Origin of the sequence: Sporosarcina sp. BI001-red, assembly GCF_003384035.1 — a bacterium.
Taxonomy (GTDB): Bacteria; Bacillota; Bacilli; order Bacillales_A; family Planococcaceae; genus Sporosarcina.
In genome coordinates, this window is sequence record NZ_QQAK01000010.1 from 387,425 (window position 1) to 399,630 (window position 12,206).

General features: G+C 42.7%; 10 protein-coding genes. 7 read left to right on the forward strand and 3 right to left on the reverse strand.

All coding sequences use genetic code 11. The annotated features are described in order from the left end of the window. Positions 1-12: 12 nt before the first annotated feature. From DVB69_RS06525 to DVB69_RS06555, 7 genes are all read left to right on the forward strand, one after another. Positions 13-720, forward strand: a complete 708-nt coding sequence (locus DVB69_RS06525; protein WP_116018019.1) for a creatininase family protein — start codon at positions 13-15, stop codon at positions 718-720. 127 nt (positions 721-847) lie between these two features. Next, the gene (locus tag DVB69_RS06530; protein WP_116017778.1) at positions 848-2,473 is read left to right on the forward strand and encodes a helix-turn-helix domain-containing protein; all 1,626 of its coding nucleotides are present in this window, start codon (positions 848-850) and stop codon (positions 2,471-2,473) included. Positions 2,474-2,558: 85 nt separating this feature from the next. After that, entirely contained in the window at positions 2,559-4,007 is a 1,449-nt protein-coding gene (locus DVB69_RS06535) for an aldehyde dehydrogenase family protein (protein WP_116017780.1), read from the forward strand. Positions 4,008-4,054: 47 nt separating this feature from the next. Beyond that, positions 4,055-4,936 carry an NAD(P)-dependent oxidoreductase gene (locus DVB69_RS06540; protein WP_158541049.1) on the forward strand — a complete coding sequence of 294 codons (882 nt, stop codon included), beginning with the start codon at positions 4,055-4,057 and terminating at the stop codon, positions 4,934-4,936. A gap of 37 nt (positions 4,937-4,973) precedes the next feature. Continuing rightward, positions 4,974-5,774, forward strand: a complete 801-nt coding sequence (locus DVB69_RS06545) for a DUF3100 domain-containing protein (protein WP_116017784.1) — start codon at positions 4,974-4,976, stop codon at positions 5,772-5,774. Continuing rightward, entirely contained in the window at positions 5,774-6,226 is a 453-nt protein-coding gene (locus tag DVB69_RS06550) for a hypothetical protein (RefSeq protein WP_116017786.1), read from the forward strand. Before DVB69_RS06545 ends, DVB69_RS06550 begins: the two co-directional genes overlap by 1 nt. A gap of 173 nt (positions 6,227-6,399) precedes the next feature. Beyond that, positions 6,400-7,701 carry a M20 family metallo-hydrolase gene (locus DVB69_RS06555; RefSeq protein WP_370452925.1) on the forward strand — a complete coding sequence of 434 codons (1,302 nt, stop codon included), beginning with the start codon at positions 6,400-6,402 and terminating at the stop codon, positions 7,699-7,701. Between the two features lie 91 nt (positions 7,702-7,792). Here the strand turns inward: DVB69_RS06555 and DVB69_RS06560 are convergent, their stop codons facing one another. From DVB69_RS06560 to DVB69_RS06570, 3 genes are read right to left on the reverse strand one after another with little or no spacing between them, the layout of a single operon-like run. Continuing rightward, positions 7,793-8,191: a carboxymuconolactone decarboxylase family protein gene (locus DVB69_RS06560; protein ID WP_116017790.1), complete on the reverse strand. Its 399-nt coding sequence runs from the start codon at positions 8,189-8,191 to the stop codon at positions 7,793-7,795. Between the two features lies 1 nt (position 8,192). Then, on the reverse strand, positions 8,193-9,827 hold the full coding sequence (locus DVB69_RS06565) for a thiamine pyrophosphate-binding protein (RefSeq protein ID WP_116017792.1): 1,635 nt from the start codon (positions 9,825-9,827) through the stop codon (positions 8,193-8,195). 23 nt (positions 9,828-9,850) lie between these two features. Further along, complete coding sequence (locus tag DVB69_RS06570; protein WP_116017794.1) at positions 9,851-12,067, reverse strand: EAL domain-containing protein; 2,217 nt, start codon at positions 12,065-12,067, stop codon at positions 9,851-9,853. Between the last annotated feature and the right edge of the window lie 139 nt (positions 12,068-12,206).

The following is a 12,206-nucleotide window of genomic DNA, read 5'->3' on the forward strand; positions in this document are numbered from 1 at the left end:
GAACTTATCAACATGACTAGGGATGAAGTTAAGGTTGCTGTAGAAGAATACCCAGTTGCCATTCTGCCCCTAGGTGCAACAGAGCAACATGGTCATCATCTTCCGTTAGGTGTCGATATCTTTTTAGCAGAAGGTATCTCTAGAAGAATTTGTGAGAAAACAGGTGGTCTACTGTTGCCTGCAATGCCTTTCGGCTATTCGTGGGTATGGCGAGATATTCCAGGCACAGTCTCCCTTCAGCAACATCATGTTGAAGCTTTTATAAAAGATGCTGCACATAGTGTTCAAAGATATGGAGTGAAAACGTTAATCCTAGTAAATGGACATGATGCGAATAATGCGTCTATGAAATATGCGGCAAGAGAGTTGGAAGATGAACTCGATATTAAAGTGATCTATTTGTTTTATCCTGATATCCAATCCATTATGGAAGAGCACTGTGACTCAGAAATGTGGCACGGAATGATTCATGCCTGCGAATTGGAAACATCACTTATGCTTGCACTAAAACCTGAATTAGTAGATATGTCTAAAGCAACTAAAGAATACCCTGAAAAACCTGATCTCTATGGTTTCTCAACAATTTCTTTAGGCGATTTAAGTAAAAGCGGTGTTTACGGTGATGCTACGGTTGCAAGTGTGGAAAAAGGTGAGAAACTCCTGAAGAGTTTTGTTGATAAGATGGTTTTATTAATAAAATCATCTGTCAAAATAGAATGATGCTAGTCCTCTCTCTGAATTAATTCAGACAGGGGACTTTTTAACTTTTATATTTTAATTGTCACTTGAGATAATTATGCAGTTGACTGATAATTAAGCAACTATTCATTTCTTAAGGAGTGAGACGATGTTAGCCAAAATCGAAATGGATTTATACAAAGCGAATAAGCTGTTGGAGATTAATAAGATGCTGACGCAGTCTTTGCAACTGAACGAAATCTTGCGCAATGTGATTCGGGCGGCATGTGAATTAGTGGAAGTGGCGGATGTCATTATTATCTATTTGTATGATGAAGAAACGAAAACACTTCGTTTTGCGAAAGGGGAAGGAGTCCAAGAAGAGGCGTTGGCACATGTCGCATTTGCAGAAGGGGAATCAATTACGGGGAAAGTGTTCGTTCATCGACAGTCGAAGTTGTTTACAACGCGAGAGGAAATCGAAGACCATATGGAAAATATGACGGATCAGAATGCTTGTTATTACTATGAAGGCGTCCATCAGCGAAGTGTGAAGAGCACGTTCTGTGTGCCGATATTGAATAAAAATCGTTGTTTAGGTGTTGTCGTTGTTAATAATTATAAGCAAGATAGTATTTTCACTGCAGAAGATATGAATGTCATTGAAGTTGTTGCGGGTCAGAGTGCCATTGCAATTGATAATGCGAAAGTGTATGAGCACCTGCAGCAAAAAAACACATTATTGGAGAAATCGATTTCGATTCATAATACGTTTTATCAACTGATTCTTGAAGGACGTGGTATTGAAACGGTTCTCTCATTACTTGAAAAGATGATTGGTTCTGGGGTTCGCTACCACAGCTACCTTGAGGTAATGAGAGAGGAACACTTCTTCCCGATTAGAAAAGGAGTGGATACATTAGGGTATCTCTCATTCTTACAGCCGTTTAAAAAGTTTAATGAAATGGAGAAAATTACAATTGAGCAGGCGAGTTTGTCGATTGCGCTTGAACTGATCAAAGAAAATGCTTTGTATGAAAAAGAGATTCATTTCAGGGAACAGGTTTTTAACCATCTATTAGAAGGGATATCTGGCAGGGAATTAGATGCTGCACTCCAATATGTAAATTGGCGTACGGATACGCGTGTGCAGTGTTTGATAGTTGAAGGGAATCAGAAACCTTTGTGGGAAGTCGATCACTTGGTCGGAAAAGAACGATTAGTAAAGTCTATGGAACAAAGATTACGAGTCGAACTAGTGGATCCGTTACTTTTTACGCGTGCGTTTCAGCTCATCGTCATTCTGCCAACCATTTCAGAAAAACCAGTTCAGGAGCTGCTTGGAAGTATTCGTCAATTATGGCCAGATGATGCGGACAACGTGTATGGAATCGGCCGAGAAACCTCGATTCAAGAATTGTCGGTATCGTATAAAGAAGCGACGCGATCCGTTGGCTACGCAAAGCGTTATCAAATTCAGGTTGTCGAGTATTCAATGCTTGGACTGGAGCGGTTGCTTTATGAAGTGGACCAAGAGTTGTTGGAACGTTTTATGTACGACAAGTTGCATCGATTGCAAACTGCTGATCCAGCATTAATCCATACGGTGAAGCTGTTCATTCAGTCGAATAAAAATCAGAAGCAGACAGCGAAAGAATTACATGTGCATCCAAACACGCTGTACTATCGCTTAAAGAAGGCTGAAGAATTATTAGGTATTGAGTTTTCGAATGAAAAAGATTGGATGGACTTTGTCGTTGCGTTTCGAATTTATGTGGAGCTCCATGAAAAATAAACTCGATATTCGTGACCTCACACATATATCTATTCCGGAGTTTGATTTATCATAATAGATAGATAATGGGGAAGGGGATGTATATGTGAGTTCAATTTATCATAATTATATTAATGGGGAATGGGTTTCTTCGATTACGAACGAAACGTATAAGAGCCTGAATCCGGCTAATAAAGAAGTATTGGGATACTTTCAAAAGTCGAATGAAGACGATGTGGAACGAGCGATCCAAGCTGCGGAAGATGCATTTCCGGGTTGGGCGAATACAGCTGCGCCAACACGCGGGGATGTGCTGTTTAACTTAATTCAGTTACTGAGTGAGCAGCAAGAAGAGTTGGCAACGATTATAACAAAAGAAGTAGGAAAATCGTTCCGAGAAGCGAATGGGGAAGTTCGGAAAACGATTGAAGCGATGAAACAATTTAGTGGAGAAGCTACCCGAATGACAGGAGAAACGGTTCCGTCGCACGATTCGGGTATTTTTGCGTATACAATTCGTGAACCGCTTGGTGTTGTTGGAGTAATTGCACCGTACAATTTCCCGTTAGGCATTGGTATTTGGAAGATTGCCCCTGCGATTATTGCGGGGAATACCGTGATTTTTAAGCCGGCGAGTAATACGTCTTTGATCAGCATTAAGATTATGAATTTATTTGAACAAGCAGGTGTTCCGGCAGGCGTTATTAATATGGTAACAGGACCTGGCGGTGTTATCGGGAATGCAATCGGCAGTCATGAAAAGATTAAGGCGGTGTCGTTTACAGGATCTACGAAAGTCGGGCTTGCACTCGGTAAAGCGGTGAGCGAGCGGGGTGCGAAGATGCAGGCGGAAATGGGCGGAAAGAACCCATCTATTGTGTTGGAAGATGCCAATCTAGATGAAACCGTAGAGAATCTAGTCATTAGTGGATTCTTGGATAATGGCCAGCGGTGTACAGGTACGAGTCGTTTAATTGTTCTGCGTTCTGTTGCGGACGAATTGACAAAGAAACTTGTGGCGCGTGCACAGAAATTGAGGATTGCTGACGGTTTTGCCGAAGGTGTAGACAACGGACCTGTTGTCGATGACGTCCAGTTGAACACGTATTTACACTACGTGAAATCAGCGATTGATGAAGGCGCAACACTAGAATTCGGCGGAAAGCGGTTAACTGAAGATGGGTTAGATAAAGGTTATTTCGTGGCTCCAACGTTATTTAGTGGCGTGACCCAAGATATGATCATTTTTAAAGAAGAGATCTTTGGACCAGTTATGGCGATGACAATTGTCGATACGTATGAAGAAGCAATGGAAGTGGCCAATGATAGCGAATTCGGGTTGTCTTCAACGATCTATACGAATGATTTGAAAAAGGCGTTTCATTTTATCCGCAATATTGAATCGGGTGTGACGCATGTAAATATCCCATCCAATTATTTTGAGAATCAGTATCCGTTTGGAGGGAAAAAGGCGTCCAGTATCGGTCCGCGTGAGCAAGGTTCAACAACGTTGGATTTCTGGACGGATTATAAGACGGTCTATATCCGACCGTGACAACGGAGTGATTCATCAAATAGATAGAAATGATTGGAGGGGAAGTAATGCAAACGATAGGTGTTGTAGGATGTGGACTAATGGGGTATGGAATCGCAACGAACCTGGTCCATAAAGGATATGAAGTCAAAGTTTACGATACAAATCCGGAAGCGGTGAAACGAGTTGTTGCTGAAGGAGCAACTGGTGTTGATTCAGTTCCGGAGTTGGCGAAATTGAGTGATGTGTTCATCTTGTCGCTGTCATCGACCGATTTAGTGGAGAAAGTTTTGCTGGAAGGGCGTGATGGAGCTTTACAAAATTTAAAGATTGGAAGCGCCGTACTGGATATGAGTACCAATGACGTTGCGCGGACGAGAGTATTAGCGCAAGCTGCGTGTAACATAGGTATTGCGTATTTCGACTGTCCGGTGAGTGGTGGACCAGACGGCGCTAGTACAGGATCACTTACTATTATGGTTGGTGGATCTCAAGCGGAATTTCCACACGTTTCATCTGTGCTACAAGCGATGGGCGGACACGTTGAATATATGGGACCAAGTGGATCCGGGCAAATCGTTAAGTTGTGTAACAACATGGTTGTCGGAGGCATCATTTCCTTGTTGGGGGAAGCGTTGTTGACTGGTGAACGGGCTGGGATGTCTAAAGTAAAGTTGGCAGAACTGTTCCAGAAAGGGTCTGGACAAACGAAAGTGATGGACGTGTTCGGACCGACAATCATTCACGAAACGTTTTCAGATGTCACGTTTTCACTAGCCAATATGTTAAAAGATCTATCACTTTATCGTAATTTGGCTATAGCGGAAGGGGTGACTACTGCAGTGAGTGATGCTGCGTACCAATTGTTTACACGTGCGAGTGCAGAGGGTGCAGACCAGCGGGATTCAACGGTTGTAGCTGAATTGCTTGCACATGAAATAAGTACTTGATTGATTGCAATGAAGGAAGTAAAAAGGGGGGATTTGGATGGAGGGAAATGAAAGTTCGCTTGTTGGGATTTGGAAAGATTGGCGGTTGCATGCAATAGTACTCGGAATTGTCATTGTCACAGAACTGATTGGCACATTTAAAATCCCTGTTGGCCCTGGTGTTATTTTATTGCTTCCAATGTTATATGCACTCGTTATTGGTCTAGGACTTTATTTCACACCAGTTGTTAAAGAGAAGCAATCTAAAAATGCAGAGCCGATTATCGTACTTGGTGTAGCCTTATTACTTGCAAAAATCGGAGTGATTATTGGTCCATCTTTACCTGAAGTTATTGCTGCTGGACCAGCATTACTGTTACAGGAACTTGGAAACTTGGGAACGATTTTAATCGCGTTACCGGTTGCAATTTGGTTGGGGATGAAGCGTGAAGCAGTCGGAATGACGCATTCTATTGGTCGTGAACCGAACGTCGGACTCATTATGGATAAATTCGGTATCAGCTCTCCTGAAGGACGCGGTGTTATGGCAATGTACATCTTTGGTACAGTATTCGGGGCAGTGTTCCTTGGACTCATCTCTGGATTGCTAGCAACTTTAACACCGTTAAGTCCTCTATCGTTTGCGATGGCGTCTGGAGTTGGAAGTGGAAGTATGATGGCGGCAGCGAGTGGATCTCTGATTGCCGCATTCCCTGAACTTGAATCACAAATCGTTGCCTTTTCAGGAGCGAGTAATTTACTGTCACTTTCCACGGGACTATGGGTAAGTATCTTCATCGGACTCCCATTAACTGAAAAAATCTATGCGCGCATGACTCGGAATAGGGAGGGTTACTGATGCTGAAAAACATTCAAGAGTGGATACTGTTGCTTGGAATATTTGGCATCACAGCCCTAATTGGGAACTGGGCAGGGTATAATATTCTGCCACTCGCAGCTGTTCCGGGAATGATTATGCTCATTGTCATTTGTCTGGCAGGATTCATCCTAAGAGAACTAATCCCCGTGAACTTTCCAAGCATCGCGTACATCTCGATTATCGGTGTCATCGTGTCGATGCCCTGGTTCCCAGGCTCTGGGAAAGTCGTAGAGTGGACGACAGAAGTGCAACTGCTAGCGCTAGCGACTCCTATTTTAGCGTATGCTGGTATTGCAATTGGCCGTTCATGGACGGACTTTGTTAAACTAGGATGGAAGACGATTGTAGTTGCGACACTTGTTATGCTAGGCACTTTTCTAGGTTCCGCAGTCATTGCAGAAATCATTTTACGATTCCAAGGGATTATTTAACATCATTAGATACAAAAAGCCTGCTTCGCGAATCATGCGGGTAGGTTTTTCGAATGTAATTTATTAGTATGTGAGATGTAAAAGGAAATCAAACAAAGACTTCTAAGCAAAGCATATAACCAATTCATGATATAGTCAGTCTATTAATCATTATTTAAAAAGGAGTGATGTTGATGGTAGCATCGGATAATTTACTTACGAAACTAACAGCGGGGTATGATGAATCTCTATCACGTAATGGCATAAGCGGTAGAAGAGTCGCGGAACGGTTAAGTGCATTATCGGAGATTGGGAAAACTGTAGACGGAGGTGTGACTCGTCCTGGTTTCTCTAGTGAAGAAAAGCAGGCGAAACAAGAAGTTATCTCCTGGATGAAGGCTGCAGGTCTGGACGTGACGGAAGATGGCGCTGGAAATGTGATTGGTCGTTTAGATGGAATCGAAGCCGGCAAGACAATCATGTCGGGATCCCATGTGGACAGCGTTCCGCATGGCGGGAATTTCGATGGACCGCTAGGCGTGATTGCTGCGCTGGAAGTAGTAGAATCATGGAAAGAGACCGATTATCATCCGAGTCAGCCATTTGAAGTCGTGATTTTCTCGGATGAGGAAGGGACAAGGTTCGGTGCTGGATTGACAGGCAGTCATGCGATGGCCGGTCACTTGAAGAAAGGTGAAACGGACTTGTTGAAAGATATTGACGGCAAATCATTTGAAACGGTTATCGAAGAATACGGTAGTTCGTTGCAAGCTGTCTGGGACTCAAAACGGGACTTGAGAGATGTCGAACTGTTTGTTGAGTTACATATAGAGCAAGGAAAGTTGCTTGAAAAGAATGGATTGTCTGTAGGAGTTGTAAAAGGAATCGCCGGTCCTGTTTGGATGAATGTCACATTCGAAGGGGATGCCGGACATGCTGGCAATACTCCTATGGATGATCGAAGAGATTCATTGGTAGCAGCAAGCCACTTTGTTCATGCAATTTCGTCGTTACCCCGCCAATTCAGTGACACGGCGGTGGCTACAGTAGGGAAACTAAATGTCTACCCGAACGGCATTAATGTCATTCCTCAAAGAGTAGAGCTAACGGTGGATATCCGGGACATCCATGAAGACAAACGTACAGCGTTGGTTGTGGCAATTGTAGAAATGGCAAAAGAAGCAGCCGCCGCACATAACGTAAATGTGGACTGTCAACAAACATTGGCGGTTGAACCTGTGCTTATTCAAGAAAAGTTAGTGGAGGATATGAAAGACTCCATCTCTGAGTTCGGAATGGAGCCGATTGAGCTGATGAGTGGTGCAGGCCATGATTCAATGGTGATTGGAAGGGAAATCCATGCAGCAATGTTATTTGTACAAAGTAGGAAAGGGATTAGTCATAATCCAGAGGAATGGACTGATTTAAAAGACTGTATAATTGCTGTGCATGTTTTGAAAGACTTCATAGAAAAACAGATGGAAAATGGTAGATAAATCATGTAGGTTCAATTGACTTCAAGCAAAAACGACGCAACTTCAGGAGTTTTGTTCTGAAGTTGTGTCGTTTATTTGGGTGCATTATTAATTAGGAATTAGATTTGTCCTCATTATAGTTCTTAAAAATCTCCCCAGCGATCCCCATCGCATGAACCGCCTTCGGGAACCCGACATAGCCAGCGCACTGTATGATAATTTCAGTGATTTCTTGTTGGGTCATACCAATTTTAAGAGACGCATGGATATGAGGGCGGAGCTGATCGAATGCTCCTTGTGTAATGAGTGCTGTCAACGTGATGTATTCACGTTGTGCGAGTGAAAGTGTGTTGCGTGCGTACAGATCTCCAAAACCGAAGGACACGATCATGTCCCAAAGATCTGGTGAAATTTCTTGGATGTGGCGCATACCAGTTTGGATCTCTTCTGAGAAGAGCTCGTTCATGACATGAGCACCGTTATCGTAACGATTTTCGTTATTGTTTTCCATATTATTGTCTCCCCATCGTAGGTGGTATTTCGTGTTCATCGACTAATGCTTCGATGACAAATGGTTTATTCGTTTCTTGAATACGTGTGAGAGCTTTTTCGATCGACAGTGAAACTTCAACTGGTGTATGGCAAGTGATCGCTTCAAGTCCCATCGATTCTGCAAACATAGTGGCGTTAAGCGGAGTTTCATAGATACCACCAATGGATGTTCCAATCATCTTCCGCATGCCTTTTTCAACCATATCCAATCGGCCATTATTAACGACGATGAACAGCACAGGGGAGTCGTAGTTGTACGCAGTGGACAATTCCGTTCCATGCATGAACATACATCCATCTCCGACTAGGCATACAATCAGTTTTTCAGGAGCTGCAAGTTTTGCACCGATTGCATAGCCGATGCCGTTGCCCATTGCACCAAAGATATCATCAAAGAAGAACGTGCCAGGTTTGTAGATATCGAAGTGTTGAATGCCATAAAATGAGTGGCTGCCATCATCTCCGAAGACAATTGCTTCTTCAGGCAGCGCGTTTCGCATCGCTTTTAGTACTTGGATTGCAGACATCCGCTTACCAGGAGCATTTTCTTCCAGTGGTTTCATCTCGATTTCCAATAGGAATTCATCATGCTCTGTTTTGGGAATGTCTTTTAAGATTGCTGTCAAATTCGATTTGATATCCCCGAGTATCGGAGTGGTTTCAACCGGAATGGATTTTCCGATGAACGTCGGATTGTAGTCGAAGTGAAGAATGTGTTCTGGATACATCGTTTCAGATAAGCCAGCAGTTGACATATCGCTGAGTTGTGAACCTATAACAATTAGCAAATCGACTCCTGCACTAAGATATGCCGATGCACCAGGCGTTCCTCCTAATCCGAAAGCGCCTAGAGAAAGTGAGTGATTGGAAGGGAACGTCCCTTTTCCACCCGGAGTGGTAATGACAGGGATCTTCCAATGCTCAGCAAGATGCTGAACTTCATCATAAGACTTACTAGAATGAACACCTTTCCCAAGGAATAAAAGGGGGCGTTTTGCATCATTCAGCCATCCCGCCACGTTGCTAGTTATTGGTGAAATCAGCTCATGGGAGATTGGGAATTCTAGTAGAAAGGGTTCGATCTCTTCTAGTAAAATATCAAACGGAATGGATAGATGCACAGGTCCTTTCACACCAGAGACTGCTTTTTCTAGCGCGTGCTGTAAGAAAGGCTTCAGCATATCTCCACGTTCTACACGGGCACTGAATTTTGTCACCGATTGAAACATGTCTGTCAAATCAGTTCCGAAGATGCTTGAGTCTTGTCCCATCGCTTTCCCCGTATCTTTCATGGAAGGATGTCCTGTTATGAGTAAAAGTGGGAGATTGGATGCTTTCGCTTGTCCAGCAGCGGAAAGTAAGTTAGTTCCCCCAGGGCCAGACGTTCCAACTGCGACACCGATCGTTTCAGTCATCTGAGAATACCCTGCTGCTTCATACCCTGCTGCACCTTCATGTTTACTAAGTACGAATTCCATTTCATAACTTATGAGTTCAAAAAGAATGGGGGAAACTGCTTTACCAGGAATGCCGAAAACGTGTTGGATCCCCCAATGTTTAAAATTCTCAACTAAAACTGATGCAACCTTCTTCATGCTCGATTCGCTCCCTATCCTAGTTAATGAAATAAGTAAACTTTCTCGATTTCAGAAGCTGGTAATGGCTTGCTGAAGAAATACCCTTGTGTTATATCGCAGTTATGTTTTTTGAGAAAGTCCAGTTGTTCTTGTGTTTCAACGCCTTCTGCGATCACTTCCTTTTGAAGGTTGTGCGCAAGTGTAATTGTAGCAACTACAATGATAGCATCATTTTCGTTATTCATCAGTTCACTGACGAACGACTTGTCTATCTTAATGTAATCTATGGGGAAGTTTTTAAGATAGTTCAGCGAGCTATACCCTGTTCCGAAATCATCGATACTGATGCCTATGCCAAGTTTTTTTAGCTCTTTTAGCACGTGAATCGAGTATTCGTATTCCATTGCCATATTTTCAGTGATCTCGACAACGAGATATTTAGGATTTAGAGCTGTCCGTTCCAGTACTTCCTCTACAAATGAAATAAGATTACGAGTTAAAAATTGTTGAGTCGACAAGTTTACCGAAATCTTGACAGGCATCATCCCTGCATCTTGCCACTTCTTGTTTTGCAAACAGGCTTGGTTTATGACCCATTCGCCAATATGGGTGATCAGCCCATTTTCCTCAGCAAGTCTAATGAATCGTCCAGGAGGAAGTAACCCTAATCGTGGGTGCTGCCATCGGATCAGGGCTTCGAACCCGATTAACTCTTCCGAAATATTGTGAATTTGCGGTTGGTAGTGCAACACGAATTCATCATTCTCAAGTGCATTCCGTAATTCAATTTCGAGGACGGATTCTGCAATCATTTCATCCGATAGATCGCTCGTATGAACGACGAATTGGTTTTTCCCGAGAGCTTTAGCCTGATACATGGCGTTATCCGCATAGACCAAAAACTTTTCCATGGACAGTGGCTTATCAGGATAAATGGCAACACCGATGCTTGCGGTTGTATATAACTCTTTGTTAGATACGAGAAAAGGATCATGGAATACTTCGAGAATTTCTTGTGCTTTTTGTATAACGTAACTTGGACTCTCAAAGTCGGTTAGAAGGAATATGAATTCATCTCCGCCCATCCGTGCTAGCGTATCATTTGGACCAAGGCAAGTGGACAAGCGCTCGCTAACTCTATGGAGCAGTTCATCCCCGTAGGAATGACCAAAATTGTCGTTAATAACTTTAAAGCGATCCAAATCGATAAAAAGTAGGGCCAGTTGGCGGTGTTGACCATCAGTAATGTTCTGAATGATAGTTTCCATGGCATTTTGAATGTATCTCCTGTTTGGAAGCAGGGTTAAATCATCATGGTAGGCCAGATAGTTATACTCTTCCTGTAACAAATAACGATTCGAGATATCTCTGAACTGTCCAAATGCACCAACCATTTTATCTCCCTCGAAAATAGGCTGAGCGTCGAACAGACACACTACCTGGTTCCCCTCGTCATCTTTGAATTTGATTTCTTCGTTGTTAAAGATTTTTCCTTCATGCAACACCTTTTTGAAATACTCCCCAGTGAGAGGGGAATCGCAAATATTCCTACCGATGACAGATTCCTTGCTGTTATTGGATATTTTTTCAGCAAAGTCATTGAACTCTGTTGTAATCCCGTTTTCATCAGTAATGACAATCCCATTTCTCGTCCTCTTCAACATGATCTGGTTCATGATATTGAGTTTACGGTTCTGTTTCCGAAGTAGTAATTCACGCTCGATTGAATCGATCACTTGGGCAATCATTGAAAGGTAAAGGGGGTTCTGAAATTCAAGTGGCATCATAATTGAGATGCTTCCGAGTAGATTATTTTCTTCTGTGTTGTTAAAAGCGGACCCGTAGCACGCGATTCCATGGAGTGGGGAGTGATAATGTTGCGCTCCTATTATGCTAATTGGATGCATCTCCTGCAGTGAAAGACTCACCACATTTGTCCCTGTCGCTTCCAATGTGAATTGTGCGCCAAGTTTGATGCCAAATTGGTCGCTCATCGCTTTAATGGTTGCATCTCCCTCAATGGAAAGCAGATATCCATTTTCATCCGACACAACGACAAGAATGGGTGTCCCTTTTAAAGAGTTCAGCAACTTATTTGAGAAGAAACTGACGACCGATAAGATTTCGCTATACGCTTTTCTCTTTTCTTCAAACTCTAACTTGTTTAAGAAATGGTGAGGAGCTGACATTTCGTTTGAATTCATCTTAGCCTTCTCGCACATTTTATTAGCCGCTGTAATGTAATGGGGGTCTGTCATTCTCTGAATCTCCTCCTAACCTTCATAGGTATAGATTGTATGTTTTTGGGGATTAAATACATAGGTTATAGTTCGGATGTATCATTCAGGGTAATCCGTTATCAAATATTTTAACATAAAGATGAAACCTAGCATAGGT

Coding starts and splice junctions, on each gene's coding strand:
- DVB69_RS06550 (WP_116017786.1), top strand. CDS start 5,774: ATGCTGAAAAACATTCAAGAGTGGATACTGTTGCTTGGAATATTTGGC.
- DVB69_RS06540 (WP_158541049.1), top strand. CDS start 4,055: ATGCAAACGATAGGTGTTGTAGGATGTGGACTAATGGGGTATGGAATC.
- DVB69_RS06530 (WP_116017778.1), top strand. CDS start 848: ATGTTAGCCAAAATCGAAATGGATTTATACAAAGCGAATAAGCTGTTG.
- DVB69_RS06555 (WP_370452925.1), top strand. CDS start 6,400: ATGGTAGCATCGGATAATTTACTTACGAAACTAACAGCGGGGTATGAT.
- DVB69_RS06565 (WP_116017792.1), bottom strand. CDS start 9,827: ATGAAGAAGGTTGCATCAGTTTTAGTTGAGAATTTTAAACATTGGGGG.
- DVB69_RS06560 (WP_116017790.1), bottom strand. CDS start 8,191: ATGGAAAACAATAACGAAAATCGTTACGATAACGGTGCTCATGTCATG.
- DVB69_RS06570 (WP_116017794.1), bottom strand. CDS start 12,067: ATGACAGACCCCCATTACATTACAGCGGCTAATAAAATGTGCGAGAAG.
- DVB69_RS06545 (WP_116017784.1), top strand. CDS start 4,974: ATGGAGGGAAATGAAAGTTCGCTTGTTGGGATTTGGAAAGATTGGCGG.
- DVB69_RS06525 (WP_116018019.1), top strand. CDS start 13: ATGACTAGGGATGAAGTTAAGGTTGCTGTAGAAGAATACCCAGTTGCC.